Source organism: Hyunsoonleella aestuarii (genome assembly GCF_006148925.1).
In the GTDB taxonomy this organism is placed as follows: Bacteria; Bacteroidota; Bacteroidia; order Flavobacteriales; family Flavobacteriaceae; genus Algibacter_D; species Algibacter_D aestuarii.
Window position 1 is genome coordinate 100,435 of sequence record NZ_VAWB01000003.1, and the last position, 24,944, is coordinate 125,378.

General features: G+C 32.2%; 20 protein-coding genes, 1 tRNA gene and 1 riboswitch. Of the genes, 7 read left to right on the forward strand and 14 right to left on the reverse strand.

Annotated elements, in window-relative coordinates:
- Positions 1 to 64: 64 nt before the first annotated feature.
- Entirely contained in the window at positions 65 to 2,263 is a 2,199-nt protein-coding gene (gene katG / locus FEF17_RS12775; protein WP_139002807.1) for a catalase/peroxidase HPI, read from the reverse strand.
- Between the two features lie 214 nt (positions 2,264 to 2,477).
- Between katG and tpx the strand changes: the two genes are divergently transcribed.
- From tpx to ribB, 6 genes are all read left to right on the forward strand, one after another.
- Positions 2,478 to 2,975: a thiol peroxidase gene (tpx, locus tag FEF17_RS12780; protein WP_139002808.1), complete on the forward strand. Its 498-nt coding sequence runs from the start codon at positions 2,478 to 2,480 to the stop codon at positions 2,973 to 2,975.
- Positions 2,976 to 2,984: 9 nt separating this feature from the next.
- Positions 2,985 to 3,353 carry a diacylglycerol kinase gene (locus FEF17_RS12785; protein ID WP_139002809.1) on the forward strand — a complete coding sequence of 123 codons (369 nt, stop codon included), beginning with the start codon at positions 2,985 to 2,987 and terminating at the stop codon, positions 3,351 to 3,353.
- Between the two features lie 63 nt (positions 3,354 to 3,416).
- A complete protein-coding gene (locus FEF17_RS12790) occupies positions 3,417 to 5,795 on the forward strand; it encodes a DNA translocase FtsK (RefSeq protein ID WP_139002810.1) in 2,379 nt (792 codons plus the stop codon).
- Between the two features lie 5 nt (positions 5,796 to 5,800).
- Positions 5,801 to 6,439 (forward strand): outer membrane lipoprotein periplasmic chaperone LolA1, encoded by a 639-nt coding sequence (gene lolA1, locus FEF17_RS12795; protein ID WP_139002811.1) that lies wholly within the window; start codon positions 5,801 to 5,803, stop codon positions 6,437 to 6,439.
- Positions 6,436 to 8,433 carry an LptF/LptG family permease gene (locus tag FEF17_RS12800; protein ID WP_139002812.1) on the forward strand — a complete coding sequence of 666 codons (1,998 nt, stop codon included), beginning with the start codon at positions 6,436 to 6,438 and terminating at the stop codon, positions 8,431 to 8,433. Before lolA1 ends, FEF17_RS12800 begins: the two co-directional genes overlap by 4 nt.
- 33 nt (positions 8,434 to 8,466) lie before the next feature.
- Positions 8,467 to 9,609 carry a 3,4-dihydroxy-2-butanone-4-phosphate synthase gene (gene ribB / locus FEF17_RS12805; protein WP_139003040.1) on the forward strand — a complete coding sequence of 381 codons (1,143 nt, stop codon included), beginning with the start codon at positions 8,467 to 8,469 and terminating at the stop codon, positions 9,607 to 9,609.
- Here ribB and FEF17_RS12810 read toward each other — a convergent pair.
- The 3 genes from FEF17_RS12810 to FEF17_RS12820 all read right to left on the reverse strand — a co-directional run bounded on the left by FEF17_RS12810 (position 9,606) and on the right by FEF17_RS12820 (position 13,125).
- Positions 9,606 to 11,168 (reverse strand): glycoside hydrolase family 16 protein, encoded by a 1,563-nt coding sequence (locus FEF17_RS12810; RefSeq protein ID WP_139002813.1) that lies wholly within the window; start codon positions 11,166 to 11,168, stop codon positions 9,606 to 9,608. The genes ribB and FEF17_RS12810 overlap by 4 nt on opposite strands.
- Before the next feature lie 81 nt (positions 11,169 to 11,249).
- Positions 11,250 to 12,446 (reverse strand): DegT/DnrJ/EryC1/StrS family aminotransferase, encoded by a 1,197-nt coding sequence (locus FEF17_RS12815; protein ID WP_139002814.1) that lies wholly within the window; start codon positions 12,444 to 12,446, stop codon positions 11,250 to 11,252.
- A gap of 49 nt (positions 12,447 to 12,495) precedes the next feature.
- Positions 12,496 to 13,125, reverse strand: coding sequence for an NAD(P)H-dependent oxidoreductase (locus FEF17_RS12820; RefSeq protein WP_139002815.1), 630 nt, complete (start codon positions 13,123 to 13,125; stop codon positions 12,496 to 12,498).
- A gap of 186 nt (positions 13,126 to 13,311) precedes the next feature.
- Between FEF17_RS12820 and FEF17_RS12825 the strand changes: the two genes are divergently transcribed.
- A tRNA-Ser gene (locus FEF17_RS12825) sits at positions 13,312 to 13,396 on the forward strand.
- Positions 13,397 to 13,628: 232 nt separating this feature from the next.
- On the opposite strand, the gene FEF17_RS12830 is transcribed toward FEF17_RS12825, so the two are convergent.
- The 10 genes from FEF17_RS12830 to FEF17_RS12875 all read right to left on the reverse strand — a co-directional run bounded on the left by FEF17_RS12830 (position 13,629) and on the right by FEF17_RS12875 (position 24,941).
- Entirely contained in the window at positions 13,629 to 15,908 is a 2,280-nt protein-coding gene (locus FEF17_RS12830; RefSeq protein WP_139002816.1) for a DUF2357 domain-containing protein, read from the reverse strand.
- A 3-nt stretch (positions 15,909 to 15,911) separates the two neighbouring features.
- Positions 15,912 to 18,737, reverse strand: coding sequence for an McrB family protein (locus tag FEF17_RS12835; protein ID WP_139002817.1), 2,826 nt, complete (start codon positions 18,735 to 18,737; stop codon positions 15,912 to 15,914).
- A gap of 10 nt (positions 18,738 to 18,747) precedes the next feature.
- Positions 18,748 to 19,392 carry a hypothetical protein gene (locus FEF17_RS12840; protein ID WP_139002818.1) on the reverse strand — a complete coding sequence of 215 codons (645 nt, stop codon included), beginning with the start codon at positions 19,390 to 19,392 and terminating at the stop codon, positions 18,748 to 18,750.
- Entirely contained in the window at positions 19,389 to 20,099 is a 711-nt protein-coding gene (locus tag FEF17_RS12845) for an HNH endonuclease (RefSeq protein WP_139002819.1), read from the reverse strand. The genes FEF17_RS12840 and FEF17_RS12845 overlap by 4 nt, the downstream gene beginning before the upstream one ends.
- An 11-nt stretch (positions 20,100 to 20,110) precedes the next feature.
- Positions 20,111 to 21,634, reverse strand: a complete 1,524-nt coding sequence (locus tag FEF17_RS12850; RefSeq protein ID WP_139002820.1) for a DNA cytosine methyltransferase — start codon at positions 21,632 to 21,634, stop codon at positions 20,111 to 20,113.
- A 1-nt stretch (position 21,635) separates the two neighbouring features.
- On the reverse strand, positions 21,636 to 22,841 hold the full coding sequence (locus tag FEF17_RS12855) for a DNA cytosine methyltransferase (protein ID WP_139002821.1): 1,206 nt from the start codon (positions 22,839 to 22,841) through the stop codon (positions 21,636 to 21,638).
- Entirely contained in the window at positions 22,834 to 23,025 is a 192-nt protein-coding gene (locus tag FEF17_RS12860) for a helix-turn-helix domain-containing protein (protein ID WP_211342485.1), read from the reverse strand. Before FEF17_RS12860 ends, FEF17_RS12855 begins: the two co-directional genes overlap by 8 nt.
- 137 nt (positions 23,026 to 23,162) lie before the next feature.
- Positions 23,163 to 23,876 carry a hypothetical protein gene (locus FEF17_RS12865; RefSeq protein WP_139002822.1) on the reverse strand — a complete coding sequence of 238 codons (714 nt, stop codon included), beginning with the start codon at positions 23,874 to 23,876 and terminating at the stop codon, positions 23,163 to 23,165.
- 11 nt (positions 23,877 to 23,887) lie between these two features.
- Positions 23,888 to 24,274, reverse strand: coding sequence for a hypothetical protein (locus FEF17_RS12870; protein ID WP_139002823.1), 387 nt, complete (start codon positions 24,272 to 24,274; stop codon positions 23,888 to 23,890).
- Positions 24,275 to 24,324: 50 nt separating this feature from the next.
- Positions 24,325 to 24,418: riboswitch (SAM-I-IV-variant riboswitch) on the reverse strand.
- 271 nt (positions 24,419 to 24,689) lie between these two features.
- Positions 24,690 to 24,941 carry a hypothetical protein gene (locus FEF17_RS12875; RefSeq protein ID WP_139002824.1) on the reverse strand — a complete coding sequence of 84 codons (252 nt, stop codon included), beginning with the start codon at positions 24,939 to 24,941 and terminating at the stop codon, positions 24,690 to 24,692.
- Between the last annotated feature and the right edge of the window lie 3 nt (positions 24,942 to 24,944).

The window sequence follows — 24,944 nt, forward strand, 5'->3', positions numbered from 1 at the left end:
AATAAAAATTAAAAAACCCAACTTTAAAAAGTTGGGTTTTTTAATAATATCAATTTTATATTTACTATGATAAATCAAATCTATCTAGGTCCATTACTTTAGCCCATGCAGCCACAAAATCGTTAATAAATCGTTCCTCTCCATCATTCGCTCCATAGACCTCACAAACAGCTCGTAATTCTGTATTAGAACCAAAAATTAAATCAGCTCGGGTTGCAGAAAATTTCATAGCTCCAGTCAATCGGTCTCTTCCAATGAACTCCTTATCCTCAGAGTTTACAGCCTTCCAAGTAATTGAAAAATCTAAAAGATTGGAAAAGAATTCGTTTGTTAGATTTCCAACATTGTCCGTAAATACACCATGTTTAGAACCATCAAAATTAGCCCCTAAAACTCTTAATCCACCAACAAGAACAGTCATTTCCGGAATAGAAAGTGTTAATAAATTAGCTTTATCTACTAATAAATCTTCGGCAGCAACTTCTAATTTAGGATTGATATAATTTCTAAATCCATCCGCCAAAGGCATTAAATGGTTAAATGAATCTATATCGGTATGTTCTTGACTTGCATCTCCTCGCCCTTGTGAAAAAGGAACGTTTACATGGTAACCCGCATTGCTTGCAGCCTCTTCTACTCCAGTATTTCCAGCAAGAACGATCAAATCTCCCATAGAAACCGATCCACTAAACTCATTTTGAATACCTTCCAAAACATTTAAAACTTTATCTAGTTCTTCAGGGTTGTTAATTTCCCAGCTTCTTTGTGGTTCTAATCGAATTCTAGCTCCATTAGCACCACCTCGTTTATCTGAACCCCTAAATGTTGAAGCTGATGCCCAAGCTGTTTTCACCATTTCTGATATGGATAAACCAGATGCTAATATCATTTTCTTTAAAGTTTGGATGTCACTGTCACTCAAAGAATAATTAACTTTCGGTATTGGGTCTTGCCAAATTAACTCCTCATTTGGTACCTCCGGACCTAAATAACGATCAATAGGTCCCATGTCACGATGGGTCAATTTAAACCATGCTCTTGCGAAGGCATCTTCAAATGCTGCATGATCCTTATGAAAGTGTTTAGATATTTCTAAAAATCCAGGATCTTTCTTCAACGCCATATCTGCAGTAGACATCATTAAAGCTTGTTTACCATTAGCGTCACCAGCTTTAGGAGCCATTCTAGCATTTGAAGCAGAAGTAGGTGTCCACTGATGAGCACCTGCTGGACTCTTTGTCAATTCCCAATCATAATTTAACAATACATCAAAATAATCATGATCCCATTGTGTTGGGTTTGGTGTCCAGGGTCCTTCTAAACCACTTGTTATCGTATCATCTAAAACACCAGATCCAAATGTATTCTTCCATCCTGTACTCATTTCCTCTATTGAAGCTCCATGCGGTTCAGCACCAACATATTTTTCTGGATCGGCTGCACCATGTGCTTTACCAAATGTATGACCTCCCGCAACTAGAGCTACCGTTTCTTCATCATTCATAGCCATTCTACCAAAAGTAATTCGAATATCATGAGCAGACTTTAATGGGTCTGGTACACCATTTGGTCCCTCTGGGTTTACATAAATTAATCCCATATGTACGGCACCTAAATGTCCCTCTAAGTCACCATCACTTGTGTCATAGCGTTCATCATTTCCTAACCATTGATTTTCACTACCCCAATATACATCTTGTTCTGGTTCCCATACATCCTCACGACCACCAGCAAAACCAAAAGTTTTGAATCCCATTGATTCAAGAGCACAATTTCCAGCAAGTATCATTAAATCTGCCCAAGAAATTTTATTGCCATATTTCTTTTTAATAGGCCATAACAATAAACGAGCTTTATCCAAATTCCCATTATCTGGCCAACTATTCAATGGAGCAAATCGATGTGTTCCCGTACCAGCGCCACCTCTGCCATCGCCAACACGGTAGGTCCCTGCACTATGCCAAGCCATACGAATCATGAAGCCACCATAATGACCATAATCAGCAGGCCACCAATCTTGCGAATCCGTCATAACATCAATTACGTCCTGCTTTAAAGCAGTAAAATCAATACTATTAAATGCTTCAGCGTAATTAAAATCACTACCCATTGGGTCATTCTTTGATGCATTTTGGCGTAAAATATTTAGTTTTAACTCATTTGGCCACCAATCTCTATTGGAAGTACCTCCCCCAGCAGGTTTCTTTTGAGCTCCACTCATAAAAGGACACTTATTTATATCCCCATTATCTTTATTTCCCATTTATAAAATTGTTTTAATTTGTTACCCTCTAAAGTTACTAATTACTTCTCAAAACTGTAAAATTTAATATTTTAATAAATTATATTTTAATTGATAAAACTTATTGAATATAAAAACTGTTATAGATTGCTGAAATGAAAAGATGTTTTTAAAAATATCGTTTTTTAAGAATTTATATATGCTTACTTTTAAGCTTTAATTAAAAATAAAAAAAATGGCTACAATAACCTTAGGGGGAAATCCTGTTGATACTATTGGTGACCTTCCTGAAATTGGATCACAACTTCAAGACTTTGAATTAACTGCAATTGATCTTTCTACTAAAACTCTTGAAGATTTTAAGGGACATAATTTAATTTTAAACATTTTTCCAAGTGTCAACACAGGAGTTTGCTCCGCTTCAGTTAGAAATTTTAATAAGGCGGCAGGCAAATTAGAAAACACGAAAGTATTATGTATTTCTCGAGACTTACCATTTGCACAAGAGCAATTTTGCGCAGCTGAAGGATTGGAAAATGTTATAATGTTATCTGACTATAAAACAGGGCAATTCGGTAAAAATTATGGTTTAATTATGCTTAACGGCATTTTTGACGCACTACTTTCTAGAAGTGTTATAATTGCAGATAATACTGGAACGGTAATTTATACAGAGCAAGTTCCAGAAATTGGTCAAGAACCAAATTATGAAACGGCTCTAAGCGCACTATAATTTTTTATCATGCCTAAAAAAGAATCTTTCTTCTTTAATCGAATTAAGAGTGTTGGTTTCGCCTTTAGAGGCGCTGTTTTGCTTTTAAAAACTGAAGCCAGTATTAAAATTCAATTTGTAATTGCATTAGTTATAACTGGAGCAGGATTCTTTTTTAATATATCGTTTAGTGAATGGATTATTCAAATATTAGCTATTGGTTTAGTTATGAGCATTGAGGGCATTAATACTGCTATTGAGGAAATTGCTAATTTTATCCATCCAGAGCATCATAACAAAATTGGCATCATAAAAGATATTTCAGCAGGAGCAGTATTTATAGCGGCATTATTTGCGAGCATAATTGGCTTAATTATTTATCTTCCAAAGATTTTTTAAAATACTATACGTTTAGGATAAACGTTAGTAATTTGTATTTTTGCTCAAACCAACATGTCATTAATGGCAAAGAAAAAAACCAAGACTAAAAAAACACCAAAGAAAAAACTTAAAATGCCAAGTTTTAAGTTAAATAGCCAGCAAAAGCTCATATTTGGAAGTTTTTTGGTTTTATTTGGAATTCTATTATTTATAGCTTTTATCTCTTTCCTTTTTACTGGGAAAACAGATCAAAGTGCTATTTCAGATTTTTTATCTAGAGAAACCAAAACTGAGAACTGGCTTAGCAAAACAGGAGCTTGGTTAAGTGACTTATTGATTCAACGTGGTTTTGGAATTTCATCATTTATATTTTCAGGACTTATATTTTTATCAGGGGTTTATGTATTGATGGACATAAACAAGTCTAAATTAAGAATCCATTGGTTTTGGGGTACTTTAATTGTTATCTGGTTATCAACTTTGCTGGGTTTCTTCGGTGATAGAAATGACATTCTCGGTGGAACTATTGGTTTTGAAGTGAATACATTTCTTCAAGATTTCATTGGCAAAATTGGCACTATTGTATTATTACTTTTTGGACTAATTACCTATTTAGCGATAAGATTCAAACTAAATGCTCAAAGTTTTATAAACTTGTTTAAATCGGCTAAAACAGATTTTAAAAGTGAATTTAATTCTGATTCTGAAGATGAATTTGTTGTAACCATAGACAATAATTTATCTGAAGAAGCAGAAGCTATTAAAACCGCTTTTGAAATTCCTAAAGAAGAAGATGAATATAAAGTTACAACTTCTAAAAAAGCGACAATTCCTTCTAAAGAGCTTGAGGTTGAGGTACATAAAGAAGAGGATGAGATTGAAATGAAAATTGAAACTGTACAAGACGAACTCTCTGAAACTGACAATTTATCGAATAAACTTGTAGAAGATTTTGGCTTGTACGACCCAACGCTTGAATTAGGAAATTATCGGTTCCCTCCTATTGATTTATTAAAGAAGTACGATACAGAAGGCATTACGATTAATCAAGAAGAATTAGAAGAAAACAAGAATAAAATTGTAGAGACGCTTAGCAACTACAAGATTGGTATTGCGAGTATTAAAGCTACCATAGGACCAACCGTTACGTTATATGAAATAGTTCCCGAAGCTGGTGTAAGAATTTCAAAGATTAAAAACTTGGAAGACGATATTGCGCTTTCGCTTTCTGCACTAGGTATTCGAATTATTGCTCCAATACCTGGAAAAGGAACAATAGGTATTGAAGTTCCAAATAAAAACGCTACAATTGTGTCTATGCGTTCGGTTATTTCATCAAAGAAATTCCAGGGGTCAGAAATGCAACTACCCATTGCACTTGGTAAAACAATTAGTAATGAAACCTTTGTAGTAGATCTAGCGAAAATGCCACACTTACTAATGGCAGGTGCTACGGGTCAAGGTAAATCTGTTGGCCTGAATGCTGTTTTAACATCACTGTTATACAAAAAACATCCTGCTGAAGTAAAATTTATTTTAGTTGATCCTAAAAAAGTCGAGTTAACACTATTTAATAAAATTGAGCGTCACTATTTAGCTAAATTACCAGACAGCGAAGAAGCTATAATTACAGATAATACTAAGGTTATAAACACATTGAATTCTCTGTGTATAGAAATGGACAACCGCTATGAGCTTCTAAAAAATGCAATGTGTAGAAACATTGCTGAATATAATGCTAAATTTAAAGCTCGTAAACTCAACCCTAATGATGGACATCAATTCTTACCTTACATTGTTCTTGTAGTAGATGAGTTTGCAGACCTTATAATGACTGCTGGCAAGGAAGTTGAAACTCCAATAGCTCGATTAGCCCAATTGGCACGGGCCATTGGTATTCATTTAATAATTGCCACACAGCGTCCTTCTGTAAACGTAATAACCGGAATTATTAAAGCTAATTTCCCAGCTCGAATTGCATTTAGAGTAACTTCAAAAATTGATTCTCGAACCATTCTTGATGGATCTGGAGCAGATCAATTAATTGGTCGAGGAGATATGTTATTTACTCAAGGAAATGATGTAATAAGAGTGCAGTGTGCTTTTGTTGATACCCCCGAAGTTGAAAAAATTACAGACTATATTGGATCGCAAAAAGCTTACCCAGATGCTTACCTATTACCAGAGTATGTAGGCGAAGAAAGTGGCACAAGTCTTGATATAGATATTTCAGATAGAGATAAATTGTTTAAAGACGCAGCTATTGTTATCGTTACAGCTCAACAAGGTTCTGCTTCTTTATTGCAGCGTAAATTAAAATTAGGATACAACAGAGCTGGTCGACTGATAGATCAATTGGAAGCTGCTGGTATCGTTGGACCTTTCGAAGGCAGTAAAGCAAGACAAGTTTTAGTAACCGACTTAGCAGCTTTAGACAATCTTTTAGAAAATGAAATTTAACTAAAATGAAAAAAATTATTACTATATTAATTATCACCATAACTTTTGGAAGTTTCGCACAAGACACTAATAAAGGGAAAGCATTATTAAAAGAAGTTTCAGAAAAAGTAAAAAGCTACGATAATATTGCGATTGATTTTAAGTATGTTTTAGAAAACATTGCTGAAAACATCAAGCAAGAAACTCGTGGGGATGTTGTTATGCAAGGTGATAAATATGTTTTAAACATATTAGGAGTTACACGAATTTATGACGGACAAACCATGTATAATATTAGTCCTGAAGATGAAGAAGTGACAATCTCTTCAGACAATGAAGAAGATGACAGCATTACCCCAAGTAAAATGCTGTCTTTTTATGAAGATGGCTATTCATATAGTTTAGATATTGAGCAAAATGTAAAAGGAAGAAAAATTCAATACGTTAAACTTATTCCTATAGATTCTAATTCAGAAATAAAACATATTCTTTTAGGTGTTGATGCCAATACAAAGCATATATTTAATTTGATTCAGATTGGTAAAAACGGAACAAAAACAACCCTTACCGTTAATTCTTTCAAAACGAACGAAACATTATCAAAAACCTTATTTACCTTTGATGCAAATAAATACAGTGATTACTACATCAATAAACTAGATTGAAAATACTAGACCGTTACATACTAACCTCATATCTCAAAACTTTTATCAGCGTGTTTTTAATTCTCATGCTGATTTTTGTATTACAGACTATTTGGCTTTATATAAAAGAGCTTGCAGGAAAAGATCTAGACTTAGGTGTTGTATTCAAGTTTTTATTCTATATGATGCCAAAGCTTATTCCTTTGGTACTTCCGCTCACAATTCTCTTAGCATCCATTATGGTATTTGGGAATTTTGCTGAAAATTATGAGTTTGCCGCTATGAAATCGACGGGAATTTCTTTACAACGAGCCATGTCGGGACTAAGCGTTTTTATAGTAATACTGGGCTTTACAACATTTTTATTTTCTAATAATGTTATTCCCTGGGCAGAATATAACTCTTACAACCTAAGAAAAAATATTGCAAAGCTTAAACCTGCAATGCTTTTGGCAAAAGGACAGTTCAATCCAGTTGGTAATTACAACATTAAGTTTACCGATAAAAGTGGTGAGCGCGGTCAATATCTCCACGATGTTATTATTCATATCAAGGCAAGAGATGGTAAAACGAATGCCACTACAATAAAAGCGAAAAATGGTGAACTTGTTGGGAAAGAAAGTTCTAATGTACTGAAATTAATATTATTTGACGGTAATTATTATAATGATATTTTACCTAAAAAGTCTGCAGCACGTAAAAAGAAACCATTTGCAAAAAGTACTTTTGAAAAGTATATTATAAATATTGATTTGTCAAAATTGAATGATGTTGATATTGATGAAAAATCATATTCCGATAAATATAATATGCTTAATTTAAGTGGTTTAGACAAAGCTATAGATTCCCTTTCAGTTAAACACCAAACGGATTATGAATCTTTTGCATCAACACTCTACCAAAGATCTAACATTAATACACTTGCAAAAAAGCTTTTTTCAGGAAAAGAAAATGATACAGAACAAGAAGAAGTTAAACTTATTGTGCAAGATTCATTATATAGCAGTGATATTCTAGAATTGTTTGAAACTAAAAGCAAATTACAAATAGTAAACATTGCATTAAATTCTTTTAACAGCACGAATCAAATAATATCTTCCAAAGAAGCCACAACAAAGGCTTTTAAAAGTAATTATAAACGACATATTATATCGTTCCATGAAAAATTAGCACTGGGTTTTGCATGTGTTATTTTATTTTTTGTTGGAGCTCCTCTTGGTGCATTAATTAGGAAAGGCGGTATTGGACTCCCAATGGTAATCGCTATACTTTTATTTTTAACCTATCATTTTATTGGCATTTTTGCTACTAATAGTGCAAAAAACGGAAATTTCAGTCCAATTTTAGCTAGCTGGTTTTCAACATTGGTAATGCTACCGTTAGGTGTATTCTTAACGAGACGTGCTACTGCCGATAGAAGTCTATTTGACATTGGTAACATTCTAGAGCCAATAAAGAAGGTTTTTAAGATTAAAGAAAAGGAAAGTATTGATTACAACTTTCTATCTTCATACAAAAATGAAGAACTTATTGATGTCATAAATCGTTATGAAATCTTAGGTCATGATGAAAACACAAGGTTTGAAGCGCTGAAAGTTTTAGAAAAAAGGACGATTTCTATTTCTGAATTAAGAGAAAATGGTCTATCCATAAATACAGATTTTGATACTTCCAAAACAATAGCCAAAAATTATAGAGAACATTCTATTTTTGCCAATACATTATTTTGGATTGGCACTGTTTTGATGGTTCTATTCTTTGTTTTTAGAAACAACAAATTACCCTCGTTGGCTTCGGCATCTATTGAACTTAGTATTTCAATGCTATTGTTATATGGCATCTATTATGTTAAGTCTATGCTTAACATGAGTAAGTTCTATAAACATATTAAAAGAAAACCGCCTCATCTTGTATTTTTGATTTTAGGGTTTCCATTTTACATGATAGCTTTCTTTTTCCTTAATGTGAAAATAAAAGAAGACTTGAAATTAAATTGCTTAGATAGTTTAAAATAACAATATCTTTGTATTATGATTATTGAAAAAACCATGACAACTACAACAACTTCATTTAAACTTGACTCCATACATGACGCCATTGACGATATTAGAAATGGTAAGGTTATCATTGTTGTAGATGATGAAAATCGTGAAAATGAAGGTGATTTTGTCGCTGCAGCCGATAAAGTAACACCAGAGATGATAAACTTTATGGCAAAGCATGGTCGTGGATTAATATGCGCTCCTCTTACAGAAACTCGATGCAAAGAACTGGAATTAAATATGATGGTTCGCAATAATACCGACCCGATGGAAACTGCGTTTACAGTCTCGGTAGATTTAAGAGGGAATGGTGTTACAACAGGTATATCTGCGAGTGATAGAGCTAAAACAATTATAGCATTAATAGATGCACAAACTAAGCCATTTGAATTAGCACGTCCAGGACATATATTTCCTTTAGTTGCTAAAGAAGGTGGTGTCTTAAGACGAACTGGTCACACAGAAGCCGCCATTGACTTTGCAAGGTTAGCTGGACTAGAACCAGCTGGCGTTATTGTAGAGATTATGAACGAAGATGGTTCCATGGCTCGCTTACCAGAGCTTATGAAAGTTGCAGAGAACCTAGATTTAAAAATTGTTTCTATTGAAGATTTAGTGGCTTACAGAATGCAACATGACTCTTTAATTGAGAAAAAAGAGGATTTTGAAATTGAAACCCGTTTTGGTAGCTTTAGATTGCGTGCTTATAAGCAAACCACAAACAATCAAGTTCATATTGCACTTACAAAAGGGCAATGGAAGGATAATGAAAAAGTACTTACTCGCATAAATTCTACTTTAATAAACAACGATATTCTAGGAACTTTAACCAATAATGTGGATTCTCAATTGAATGACATGTTTAATGTAATAAATAAGGAAGGGAAAGGTGCCATTATTTTTATTAACCAGGAGTCACAATCTATGAATATTATTAAGCGCCTATCTTATTTAAAAGAAAACCAAACTGCAAATAAAATTACAAAAGCACCTCGTGTTAACATGGATTCGCGCGATTTTGGAATTGGAGCCCAAATATTACACGATCTAAATATTCATAAACTTCGATTAATCTCAAATACAGAACAGACTAAACGCGTTGGTTTAATTGGTTATGGTCTAGAGATTGTTGAGTATGTAAATTATTAATTTACAATTACTTTTTTAACTATTCTAGAACCATTCGAATAAATATTAAGTAAATATAATCCTGAACTAAAATCATCTAATTTTATTGATTTTACATCCTGTGATTTGCGAAGTATAAATTTGCCAAAAGAATCGTAAAACTCAATATAGTCTATATTAATATTTGTTTTTATATTAATTTCATTTCGAGTTGGATTAGGAAATACATGAAAGTTATTGGCTTTAACTTTATCGATACTTAACGGTGCCTCTTGATAGACTCTTACATAATCAATAACCATAGAGCTGTCATTAAAATCATTAAAATCTGGGGTACCCGCAAAACCACCAACTGCTACATTTAATAATAAATATTGATCCAAATCAAACACCCAAGTACCGCCATTGGCTTCCATTTGTGTTTTAGTGACTGAGTAATTAGGGGTATCATCGATAAGAAATACAATTTTATTTGGTGACCAATTAACAGAATAGATATGGTAATCGTTCACCACATCTGTCAATCCAAAAGTTTCAGTAAATGGATTGCCACCAGATCTTCCTGGTACGTGAATAGCACTTGATGTTGTGTTATCAGGATGAAGACCATGCTCCATGATATCGATTTCACCACAAGCAGGCCAACCTGTATTTGTAACCCCAGATTGATACCAATAACCTCCAACCTCTGCTATATTAGTCCCTAAAGTCCATATTGCTGGCCATGAAGCTGTACGTGCTGGTAATTTAGCCCTAACATCTACCCTACCATAAGTAAAAGAAAATTTCGAATTTAGGCGGGCCGATGTAAATTGTAGTGCAGCTGCTCCAGGTTGAGCAGACGGTGTATAATCTTCACGCTTTAATACAATATTTAATTCGCCATTCTGTAAATAAGAATTATCAATCCTGTCTGTATAGTGTTGCTTCTCTCCATTAAACCAAGTATTTGCCTTAAGATTAACATCATAAAAAGGTGCATATGTTTGGTGAAACCAATTGGTAGAATTTATAGCTACTGCAGTTGAGCCTGAATCGAAATTATCTTCCCAAACTAAATCATCATAAATTACATCTATTGCATGAGGGTCTGTCGCTATATTACCATCATTAATATCATCTATTCTAAACGTTCCCGGTACACTACTTCCATCATCAATTCTTATGGTAAGTCTACTATATTGACCGAAACCACCTACTGTCGCAAAATCAAAGGTTAAATCTGACCAATCGTTTTGATTTGAAGGGGCTGTAACAGTTACTTCAACATCAGGATTGGTTCCATTTTCTAATTTAACAACTACATTATGCGCATCTGCATCAAAAGCATAAAACCTTAGTGTGATTTCATCCTCTACATCCAAATCTATAGGTCTGCTTAAATCTATATAATTTCCTTGCTCTAATGCTGAGTTATTCTTAGCAAACTCACCTTCTTCTTGAGCAACAAGTAAAGAGAATGAACTACCTCCCCAACTCGAAAACACATGTGAACTTTCAGAAAAATCTATTGGTGTCTGTTGAGCTAAAGTCGTTAAAGATATTATTAAAGAAAAGAGTAGACTGTAACGTTTTGGCATAATATTCTTTTTCACCAAAAATAAACCTACATAATAAAACTAAAGGAATTTTAACCCATACAAAAACAATACAATACTTAATTATCTTAGTATTTCCTTAATTATTTCTGCCATTTTATTAGCTCTTAACTGGACTTCTTCTTCAGTCCAAGACAACTTAATAAGACAAGATATATTTCTACCAATGTAGTAATCGGATTGATTGAAGTTTTTCTCCTTGAGGTATTCTAATCCTTTTTTCACTTCTTGAGAAATTGGATGAAGTAACTTTAAATTTTTCAAATGATCCCACTTACGTATATAATGCCAACTATTATCATAATAGTTCCAACAAGCATCTATATCTCCTTTTTTAAATCCTTCCATAACTCTTCTGGAGGTTTCTAAATCTGGTAAAAAGAAATTTAAAAAGGCGCAACTCTCCAAACCTCCTTCTGGTACTGTTCTAAATGTAACTTCCGGAATATCTGCCAAAGCATTTCTGATAATGGAAAAATTTCTTTTCTGAATGTCTAAAAATTCAGGTAAGCGTTTTACCTGCGCTAGTCCTACTGCGGCATGTAATTCTGAAATTCTAAAATTATATCCTAAAAACGGATGAGATTCTGCGCCCCTATCATTTCCAATATGATCATGACCATGATCGCTGTAATGGTCTGCATTAGAATAATACTTTTCATTGTTCGTTATAACTGCTCCTCCTTCTCCGCAAGTAATTGTTTTTACAAAATCGAAAGAAAAACACCCTAAATCGCCAATACTTCCCAAAGGCTTCCCTTGATAAGTCCCTCCAATAGCTTGACAAGCATCTTCAACTAGCAAAATATTATGCTTTTTAGCAATTGTAACTAAGGCATCCATATTTGCCATACTACCGCACATTTGAACAACCATAATAGCCTTAGTTTTAGAAGTAATAGCTTTTTCAACCGCTTTTGGGTCTAAACCGAGTGTATCGTCAATATCTACAAGAATAGGAATAGCACCTAACATCATTATAGCCTCAAAACTTGCCACAAAAGTAAAAGTTGGCATAATAACTTCATCGCCTGCTCCAATTCCAGCTGATGCCAAAGCGACGGACACAGCTGCCGTTCCGCTGGAAACCAATTGAACATGTTTAGTTCGAAAACTTTTCTCCAATTCAGCTTCTAATTCCTTGGCTTTCCAATGACCATTTCGCATACCATCAAAACCATAGCGCATGAGTACACCATTGTCCAATACATCGTTTACTTCTTTTCTTTCTTTATCTCCAAATAACTCAAATCCCGGCATAATATATTTTTTGTTTGTACAATTCCAATCTATCTCAACAACTAATAGTTTATAACTCTATAACAGCCTCTTCTAGAGGTTTTCTAACTTTTTTAAACTCAGAAAATATATCATCATCGGCTCGATATCCAATAGGTAACAATAATACAGATTTCAAACCTTTTTTATCTAGTTCTAGAATTTCATCGTATTTAGCAGGGTTAAAACCTTCCATAGGACAAGCATCAATTGTTTCTATTGCACAAACTGTCATTAAATTACCCAAAGCTATGTAGGCCTGATTTTTGGACCATTGCAAACGTTCTTGCAACGACATTTTTCCCATCATCTTTATAAGATCTTTTCTGTAAGGGTCTAAAATAGTATCTGGGGTATTTCTTATCTGCTTAATATTGTTATAATAAGTATCTACATCTTCTTGAACTATATTTTTTTGTATACAAATTATTAGTAAATGTGAAGCTTCAAATATTTGTTTTTGATTAAATGTATGCTTAACTAAAGATTCTCTAACTTCTTTATTTTCAACAATAAGCAACTTTATTGTTTGTAAACCAAAGGAGGTTGCAGTTAAATTAAAAGCTTTTTTTAAAGTGAGTAGTTTATCCTGAGGAAGCTTTTTACTTGAATTAAATTTTTTAGTGGCATAACGCCATTCTAACTTTTCGATAATATCCATAATTCGTTTCAAAATTTATGCAAAAATAACATATGTATTATCTATTCACGCATTTTAACCTCGTAATTAATTCAATTGATGAAGAATGAAAAAATATAACCAAAAATTAGAGTTTTTATTTGAAAGAAATAAAAAAGGGTTCTATATTTGCACCCGCATTCAGGGAATACCTGATGAGGCGCTCAAGGAGAAATGGCAGAGTGGTCGAATGCGGCAGTCTTGAAAACTGTTGAGGGTCACACCTCCGGGGGTTCGAATCCCTCTTTCTCCGCACAATAAAATCGTAACTATATTGTTTATCAATTAGTTACGATTTTTTATTTAATTATTACCCCCACATTATCCCCACAATCAATATTATTTTCTCTGTTCTACTAAATTATAATTTATCAGATAAGGAAAATGGTTTTAAGGATTTTTTGGTTTTAATTATTGTACGATTTATGTACGATTAACTAATTTTTAAAGAGAAATGTATTAAAATAATATCGTTTAAATAATAATTATATTTTTACTTCCATAAACTCTTTAATACTGCAAACAAATGGTATTGCAGAGGCTCTACCTAATTTATAATTTTTTAATTCTCTAAAATTCCATGATAAATTTATAAATTCTTTATCAGTACATTTTTCTAACTTGACAACAAAGTAGCTTTTTTGACTTGGATTAGGATATTTCAAACGTATCAGTGTATTTTTTCTCGTTACTCGGTATTCAGTTTTTTTAATTTTATACAACTTATTTGATGATTTATCACCCTTCATATGTAGTAATAAATATTTCGCTTTTAATGTTTCCTGAGTTAACTTTAAAGCTCCTCTATTACTATTCATTCTAAAATTATATAATAAGTTTTTATTTATCCAATCCAGATGATCCTGAGATTTACAGTACCCTACCAAAAGAAAAGTGTTTTCAGGTATTAAGGCTCTGTTTAAATTGTATGCTTCTGGTAAAGGTTCCTTGATAATGCTATCTAGTCTTGGAGGGTTTTTATATACATCATAAGTCCTGAATGCAATTTTTTCTCTCTGTGAAGCACGATTAACGAAGTGTTCTATAATTTCTAATATGAAAGATTTAAGTTCACCAATTCCACTATTTTTTTTTGATGGTCGAACTGGAAATGCACCTAATCCAGGTATAATCTCGTGAAACCCTTTACTGTTTATTGATTTATCTCCTGGGTATAAAATATAAGCACCACCAGTTCTTCTAATGGCATCTTTATAAGCATGCATTTTGATTAAATCTGCATTTTTATAAATTCCTTTCTTGTTTTCAGTTTTTTCTTCGTCTAAATCTTTATCTGAATTCTGTCCAATAAAATCGGTCAGATTAGCTATTTTGTATTTAGCATCGAAGTGCACATGCACTATTAATTCCTGTTTCTCAGCTTCTCTTTCTGATATACCAAATGGCCAGAATGATAGCGTGTAATCAGGACGTAAGGTTGTTGTCCAGCTTCCTGAATCAGGATAAGTTTTTCTGCCACTAAATGATCGGTTATAATTAAATTTGATATTTAATTTTCTGCTATTTGATTCGTAAACACCCTTTAAAGCTGTAAATCTCCCTTGTTTTAATCTCAGATTTAGGCCGTTATCAGATTCTTCTATCAACTCAGAAATATCTTTAGGATCTATTTTAAAGAGTTCTTGAAATAAGTCTAATAGTTTAAAGAAAAGCCAATATTCATAGAGTGTAGCAATATCCTTTTTGCCCGCTCCATAAACATCTTCACCACCTTGCCAAATTAATTTAGCAGCCAACTCAAACATTAACCAAGTTCTTAATACCTCTCTATAGCCTTCTTTACGCTGAAGAATAGGACTATTAAGTTTTAAAGTAGTGGGTCTTGAAATTTCTTTAAAAATAGAATGGTGTAATTGAGATTCTAACTCTCGAATTAACATTACAGATTCCTTATCAAGTTTGGATCCCTTTGCGGAGGCCTTATTGATATCTGAACAAAACTTTAAAAATGTTTCTAAGGCATGTTTAACAAAACGGTTTTCTGGGGTATCAACAGAATCCGTTTTTCGAATACTGGTTATTCTTTCAGGAAGGGATTTTAAACCATAGCTTTCTAAATAATGACCGTGAGGCAAATTCGTTCTTTTCCCACCTTTAACTAGCTCTTTTACATTATTATTAGAAAATCTTCTTACACTTCTAACATCTTTTTGCTCATGCATTTCAGTCCATTTAGTTACTGGCGCTGTCACAATTTTATGAACAGCATCTCTAAACTCTTCTGAACTAATTATGGATTTAATAAAAGCAAACTTTTGGTAATGAGTTTGGTTAGGTTTTGAATAATCTACGTCAAATTGATGAGACACCGGTGAATTGGATTGTAAAAGCAGATCTGTGCATTTCTCTGTGATGAGTTCAAGCATATCCCTATAATCATCACGATATCCTGATTTAACGGATTGTACTTCTAAATCAATTGATTTGCACTTTTCTAAACTCTCCTTTTTTAGTAGGGGAATTTCTAAAGTACCAACAAAAATATTTGGTGAGATTGTACCTATATTAGATTTACGTTTATGCTGTTGAATTATATTCTCACCAATATCTCCAAGCATAAATTGATCGTCACTAATCTCATAATCATAGTAACACCCTTCAATTAATTGAAAACGAGCTTCGTTATTTTCATTAGCTGAATTAATGCCGTCAAATAAGGTTCCTTGTCTTTTGGAACTGATCCAAAGTGCCAAGCCTTCTTGCACGGTATCTAGGTTAATTTCTATTTCAGCTAATTCTTTCATTTCCTATGCTTCAGCAAAGCTTGTAAAACCATTATCTATAGCGCCTTTATACATCCTTGCTATTTTTTCTAAAGATAATGGGTATAACACATTATTATTTGTATAATTAAAATCAACTTTTTCAAAAACATCTTTGATCACTTTTATGTCGCCATTTACACAAAAGTTTCCTAAAGTTTCCAAAATCGGTGCAAGTTTTCTTCTAGAGCCATGAAGTTTTGGAAGTAACTTCTGCATAATAGCAATATCTATCTTTTCAGGAGTTGTCAGTTTATTGTCTAAAACATCTAACTGATTAATAAGTCTCAGGATTTCAGTTGCACTTCTATACCCAAATTCAGCTCCACTTTTTTGCAATTCACCAAAGAAGTTAATTAGTGCCTTATTTATATCATCTATGTCTGTTGTTGTAAATGATTTGTTTCCGGATAACTTAATGAAATCCTGAGCCATATTCGCTCCTTCACTTAAGAAAGCACTCATATTAAGATTTTTAGCAGAGCCCAGGAAACCTGCCATTTCATCGTTATTTATGCGAAACTCAATAGTGTTAGCTCTGTCTAAAACCTTCGGGCTGAACATGTTGGTTGTTTCATCTATGTTTACTGTACCAATTATAAATAAGTTTTCAGGCACCTTAAGTTTTGATGGAACTCCATTTTCCACAGTGCCTTCAGCATATAAAGGAACCTCTTCTTTTGATTCCATTACACTTAAAAAATCGGCAAAATACCGCTCTACATGACTCAAATTCATTTCATCTAAAATCAGGAAATGAGGTAACTCAGGATTTGAGTTGGCTTGTATTATTAAGTCTATAACACCACTGTCAGGCTTTACATACTCTTCGGGCTTCAAGGCATTTGGATATCCAAGCAATGGTTCACGATTGGTCCAGTCTGCACCAACCGGGATCATGCAATATTGACTATCTTCCTGACATATCCATTGGACAAATGCCTGGGCCAGTTTTGTTTTTCCTGAACCTGAAAGACCTGTTAATATGACGAATGGTTTAGTCATCAGAGAGCTAGCAAATCGAGTAATGAGTTTATCTGAATAGACTAAACCTGCATTTTTACAAGCATTTTGAAAATTTTTTATATCAAAATCTATTTGTATTATTTTGGTGCTCTCTAGAATTTTATCAGAGAAAAAGTATTTTCCGTTTTGTTCATAAATGGAATATTTAGGATAATATTTTTCTATTAAGATTTTAAAATTATCAAGATCTAATCTACTATCCTTTCCACTAGTCCATTCAGTAGAAAGATAATAGTTTTCATTGTTCCAGAAGAAAAGAATATCTTCAAAAAACCTTGGTTTTCCATCATTAAATGTTAGTTCGTCTTTTGATAATACATTCTCAGAAGTTTTAAAAATGGAACTCAAGCTAACATCATCAGCCTTTATAGAAGTATAGTTTACGTCGGTATTTTTTCTAAAAAAGGGTTTAATTTTATCCAACTCATCTAATTCATCAAGATACTTAAGGACTTGAAACACAAAACGACCAGTATATTTTTCTTCAATATAAATTTTAGTTTCATTCTGTAATTCATCAGATAGAGCAGTTTCACTTACAAATTGATTGAACAGCTTAGAAGTAATTGAATCAAACTCTTCTTTAGTTATTTCTTTAATAACACCTTCTTCATCAATACTATAACCAATTGATTTTTCAATTTCAAATACTTTTTTCAGCCGAATTTCATCATTGGTTTTATCTGTTATATTAAACTGGTAATAGATCTTATCGTCCACATATGCTAATAATACATCACCTATCGAAATAGCTGAATCAGATATTACTGATTCGCTTGTAGAAATGGCAAATTCAAATTCTTTACCAGCTCTTACATTTGAAAATATTCTGGATAATTGATTAATTGCTAATATGTAAAACTTATTGTCTGTAGCCATTTCGCTTATATTATTGTTGTTTTCTTCTTTTATGTTTAGGTCATCATCCTCATCTTCACGGAGCTCTTTAATTATGTTTTGTTTTTCCTTCTCCTGTTTTGATTCAAGAAGATCCTTATATCTTATATCATTGCGTAGTGCTAATCTTAGCAAATAATAGTAGCAACTGAAATGAAGCAATTTTGGATCATCAAGAAAATCTATATTCCTGTAATACTCACAAAAAGCATCATAGTTTCCATATTCAACATCAAAACACCATTCGGCAATAACCTGCCATGCGGCATAATAAAGCGGATAATTGGTCTTTTCCTGACAGTTTTTTATATTAGAAAAAACATAAACTAATTTCCATTCGAAAGATTTATCAAAAAAAGCTGAATGTAAACCAGAATTTGATTTAAACTCACTCCATGATTTTGATTTTACACAGTTATTAAAGAATTTATGGATTTGTAACTCTTTGTTTTTCGACGCCTGGTTTGCTGAGTCATTGAAGTCTAACTTAAGAGTAAAAGTAGGTGCGTTAGGATTGATTTTGGCTCCATGTTTTATATTATTCATCTGATCTGCCATACCTCTGTTGTGAGGTGAAGTAGATTTGAGTAAATAGTTTATTCGTGATGTGAAATTATTTAGTCTATCTATATCGTCCTCGGTAAACAAATAACCTTCCTGAATAGATTTAACGACAAACTTAAATGACTCTAATTGGTGCGAATCCAGATTGGTAATATATTCTTCTCTTTCTAATCTTCCTTCAATATTCAGATCATTAGAATATTTAGTATCAATTTTTAGTTTTTCTTCATATTCCTTTTCGAATCTTGATTTAAGCTCTGAATAAGTATAATTTGAAAGCTCACTAAATATACCTTTAAGAATTTTTCTGTCCTTTTTTTTCATTCAATTTCAATTATAATTTCATTGAATATTCCTGCCATACAACTACCTTTTTTAAAATTTTATTTGATGTTGAATATGATAGCTCCAGATATTCGTTGTTTTTTAAATCGTTTAAAATGTCCTGGTCATTAAATGAAATAGAGTAAAAGTCCGTTGCAACTGGTGAATCAGATCTTTTTTTTGCAGATTCTTTAAATTCTATTTCAAAAACGCCGTTTCTCCCATTGTAATTAACTTCTGTCTGGTATTTATCAGATTTCAGCAAACTGTTCAAACGATCTAAATTCAGCACTTCAAACCCTCTGCTGTTTTTTTGAAATATGATAGTGTTCTCCTTTGTGTTTATGTTAATAAAAAATTCTGTTTTTGGCCCATTGTCACGTCTTTCAAAAATAATTTCATCACCAGCATTAACATCGTTAGTTCGGTAAAAATCACCTAATCCATTAATTCTAAACTCTCTTCCAGTTGTTATATGGACGCTATCGACAATTCTTCCATTCTTTAAATTTATAAATATTGGTTTATGATTGCTAGCATCAAAAATATTTTCAATGTTTTCAGCTTTTTTGGAAACAAGCACGTAACATTCGTGAGTTCCCCCCTTGCCAATTTCAGTATTGTTTAATGACTTTATAAACTGTTGAACCCTCATTTTTCTAGTCTTTCTTTTATATCATTAATTCTAAAAGGATTAGGTTTTCTTTTATGAATCATCGCATGGCAATTTGGACAAACTGGAATTAGATCATTGATTGGATCTACTTTGTATGATTTTCCAATTTCTGAAATTGGGACTAAATGATGTACATGTATAAATCCTTTTCCAATATCCCCATACTTATCTTCAAAATCAAATTCACATGCGGCACATATAGCACCATAGTAATCAATACATTCATTACGAGCTTTAATGCTTCTTTCAAATTTGTTCACCAAGACACTCTTTAAGTAACCTTCCGGATAACCTTTAGCATTATCTTCATTGACTTCGTCTGGTAATGAATAATCTTGCGAATAATATGTTGAAATTCCATTTCTTAATAAGTCAATTTCATAAAAAGTGTTCCCATCAATAACTTTTTTTTCAATTTTAACTTCATCACCTGGTAATGCACCTCTTTCTGCATAAAATAGGCCCATTTCATAAAGTCTCACTTCACCGTTAGATACTGCATTGTCATATCTAAAAGTATATTGTTCTATGGATACTTTATCTATATGATTAATCCTTACTGGAGATGTTTTGCCATAGAATTTAATGTAATCTACTTTACTCTTAAATGTTAAATACCTATCATTCATTTTTTTTGCTCCAACTTCAGAAGGCGATAATATTTTCTTAAACGATGATTGACTCATATTTGTTGGTCTTAAATATATTTTTTAATCACTTTAGCGATACCTCTAGCCATAACTGGTGGCACTGCATTCCCAATTTGCATATAGGTTTTTAAGTAAGCTCCTAAAAACACATAATCATCAGGGAAAGATTGTATTCTGGCAGCCTCTCTAGGCGTAATACTTCTAACTTGCCTTGGATGAATATGAGAATGACAATCCATTTTTAAATGGGCTGTAATCGTTCTTGATGGCTTATCTTCAACTAATTTAAAATATTTATCCTTAAAAATGTGATTACGATGTTTATATGGCATTATGTGTTTTATCTTTTCACTAGTGCCATCTTCGCCTTGCTCCAATGTACCATAAATCTCATAATTAATATCATTTGCATATCTGGCTTTGTGATTAAACACATAATCAATTTTTCTTCCTTCGTTTATTAACTTTAAATAAGGATTTTCATTACCATTAAATAGATTTACATCTACTTTTTTGCCAGTAATTTCATCATCAACCTCTGTCATGTTTTTTATACGAGGAGAATCAAGCGGTTTAATAAACTCAATCGCATCTCTTAAAACATGATTTTTATTTTTTTGATTGTTTTTGTCAATTTCTTCAAAAAGATCTATTGGAGTGATTTTCCTCTTTTTAGAAATATCATTTCTAATTGCAATAAAAATTAGGCGTTGTCTTTTTTGTGCAACCCCAAAATCATCAGATATTAGTACTTTACAAGCAACAGAATATGATAAAATTTTATTGGTTTTTTCTATTTTAATATTTTGGTAATCTTCAATTACTTGTTCTGCATAAGGTAACATTCCTTTGACATTTTCCATAACCACAAATTTTGGAGCAATTTTGGTTACTGCCTTTAAGAAATACTTGTAAAGTTCATTTCTCGGATCATCAATAATTCTTTGTTGATTTGCAGAGCTAAACCCCTGACATGGGGGCCCTCCAATTACAACATCTATATCACTATTAACATAATCTTCTATATGATCAACAATATTTCGAATATCATCTAAAATCACTCTATTATCTGGTACTTCAGGATGATTATATTTAAAGGTTTCGATACAAACATCTTCATAATCGTTTGCTAAATCTACTTTATATCCTTCCTGACTAAAGCCTAGACTTAGACCACCAGCTCCACAGAAAAAATCAATAGTCCTTGGGCCAGCCTTCTTTTTGGATTTTTCTTGAATAATCTTCCTTTTACTAGGATCTAAATTGTTTAATAAATCTCCGATCAGTTTTTGATACTTAAGGTTATAGTTGACTGCTGTTATGAACTCCATAAAAAGAGGTGCATTTAGAACTTTTAGTAATTGCTTTTGCTCATCTTCCGAATATGATTCAATAATTTCTAGCTCCTTTAGTCTTTTTATTGTGTCTCTCGATACATCAGAATTTAATGAAGAGTCAACGAGGTTATTCTTTTGAGCAAAAACATTAATAAGCCTAATAAACAGATTAACTTTTTCAATGAAAAACTTCTTTTCTTTAGTATTTTCTATTTTGTATATATACTGAAACATATTATGATTTTGCTAAAACTTTTTTAATACTCTTTGCAATTGCCTCTGCCATTAATGGTGGAACAGCATTCCCAATTTGCTTGTACTGTTGTGTTCTTGAGCCTTCAAAAACAAAATCATCAGGAAAAGATTGCAATCTAGCGGCCTCTCTAGCGGTTAAAGTTCTTTCTTGTTTATGATCAGGATGTATAAATTGATTTCCGTCTTTATATAAATGAGCAATAATTGTACGAGCAGGTTTATCCCAAAATTGAACAACGTAACTATTATTAAAAACTCTTTGTTTTAAATGGTTTAGGGAAGGTTTCTTTTCAAGCATCTCCATAAATGTCCATTTGTTTTTACTCATTGCCTTATACCTATTTCTATCTTGTTCATTATGAGTTCTTGAGACATGATCTAATAAAACGGTGTCATTTTTGGATCTTATCTTAGTCAAATAATCATTCCATGAACTAATACTGTGCTCAATTATTTTTTCACCTTCACCTGGTTTTATAGCAGGAAGGTCTGAAATAGCATCCTTTACAGAGACATATTTCTTCTTATTCTTTATTTCTGCACCAATAGAATCTGGATTGTAATGAGTTTTTATTATGCCTTTGTAAATTACTGCTGGATCAATTTCAATATCCTTCCTTACACCAATTAAAATGACTCTTTTCCTTACTTGTGGAACACCGTAATCACAAGAGTTTAAAACCATTTTACTTGGATCGTTAATAAGTTTATAATCCTTACCAAGTTTTTTAAGAATGATATTAACTGTTTTCTCTTTTCCAAGTTTTGCGGTTAACAAACCCGTTACATTTTCAAAGACAAAAATTTTAGGTTTGAAATGATTTAATATCTTTTCATAGCTTTCAAAAAGATAATTTCTTGGGTCATTTTGCATACCGTTCTCATCTTTGGCTCTGCCCAATGAAGAGAAGCTCTGACATGGAGGGCCTCCGATTAATACATCGACTGACTTATTGGATATTTCAAATTCAATTTGATCAATTATATCATTATCTGTTATATCTTTTTCAAGAACACTTATTTTATCTTCTGGGTATCCGTAATATTTCATTCTATTACGAAGACTTTCACAAGCCCAATGATCATATTCAACATGGGTTAATCCTTGGAACCCTTGCTTATAAAAACCTTCACTTAAACCACCACAACCTGCAAATAGGTCTATAAATGTATGTTTCTTACTCATTTTCTACTAATAATTCTTTAGGGCTGATGTTTAATATTTCAGCAATTTTGTATAGATCTTCTAAACTTGGCTGTCTTCTATTTTGGACATAGGAATTGACCATATTGTAACTTTTTCCTAGTTTTTCAGCAAGCCAAGTTTGCTTAATGCCTTTCTCTTCTAAAACTTCTTTAATCCGATTCATCACATAATATATTCTATTTATCAAAAATATAATGATATTTAAACATCTCATAATATGAAATAAATATTTATTAACAATTTATACTATTGATGTCAAACTAAATTTAAAAACTATTCTATTTATATTTTTATGATTATTTAATATCTGTTCATCCACCATTTTGAAGTTTGCTTTGATAGCTTGCCATCTTCTTTCAGTTCTTTTAACATTTTGCTAAGTCTTTTCTGGTCTTCTTTAATTTTTATTTCCTGTAACCATTTTTCCAATTCAAGAATCTTTCCTTCTCGATTACAATATCCGCATCCCCATTCGTCATGTAAAGTAGAAACCATTATTTGGTGATTACCGCCACATGGACATTTAGCAACCCAACTATTAGGATTATAACCGGTAGGTCTTGGATTTAATTTGCGGTCTCTTAAATAATCAATTAGAGGTGTTTGATATGCCTTTGCTTGTTCTATAATGGCGAGTTTTTCATCTTTCATTACATTAATGATGCTATCGAACTCTTGTTTTGTAAAAACCACACTATTTTGAAATATAGGAAATCCTATGAAAGGTAAATGTGCTTCAATGTTCTCTTTAACAATAAAGATGATATTCTCTTTTAAGTTGTCATGTCTTAACTTGTATTGAGCACACAACTCCAGTTCGCTCTTATCCATTTTGTAGGCAAGTTGTATGTAATTATCTTCAGTTACTCTGTAAAAATATTTAAAGTCGATATCACCCATTATTTCAAGGGTATCCATGAGATACTGAAACTCATCAATAAGATTTTTGATGTCTCCGAAATCCTGTTTGGAACTCATTATAACACCTTCTTCTTTAGTGAATACTGTTTTCATTATTTATATATCTAGTAATTAGAAAATACATCCAACAGTATTTTAGATTCTCTGCTATTCAGGTTCTTGAGCTTTAACTCAATTTCTTCTTTTGTTGTTTTTGTATCTATAGTAAAACCCAAAGGGTTTGATTTATATATATAAACTATGTAATATTTACACTTTTGAAGTTCCTTAATATGCTCTTTCCAATTATTTAAGAATTGAATAGATGTTTGCTCAAGTGTTTTTTTAGTTAGCCATTGATCATTTATATTAATCTCTAACACCAAAGTGTCATTTTTAACAGTTAATAGCTGAGAGCCTACTCCAGCAAACATTCGATATAGCTTATCGACAGAATGTAGATGCTCTGAATTGATTTCTGATACTTCTTGTTTTGATAAATTGAAACTCATAATGCATAGTTTTAAAGGTTATATGCATCAGGGTGATAATATAAATTGTGGATGTTCATTTATTTTGACTGAACTGTCCGTATACTAAACCACCGTGGCTTTTGTGCTCGGTTGGTACGCTATATTGCGTTCCTGATACTATTACAAAGATATAATAATATTTATTATTCTTTTAAAATACTTTCTGTCCTTAAAAAATATTGCTCGATCGACACATAAAACCTAATCGAAATAATTATAGAACATAACTTTTTAAGTTACATTTAATAAATTAAATTATACGATTAGGCTTTGATATGCAAGCAGTATGCAGAGTGAATTTTCTCAGTGGTTTTATGTTTATAGAGCCAAAACCGTCTCAGAAAATGTTCTATTTCCATAGAACCAAAAGATACAGCATAATGCTCTTTCTAACTTATATTGTTAGAATGTCAAAATAGTAAGTGTGATAGGTTTTACCATCTATATAAAACACAATCCTACCTTCGTTAGTAATTTTTAATTCTTCACAAGAAACAATTTGGTTCATATTTAAATCACCAATATCTTGTAGCACCAACAATTTAAAAGGCGTATGTAGCTTTATAATTCTATTTTGACCATTAACCACATAAATGATGTGTGGTGAGCAATATTTCAAAAGCTCAATCAGATCTTTATTGCTCATTTT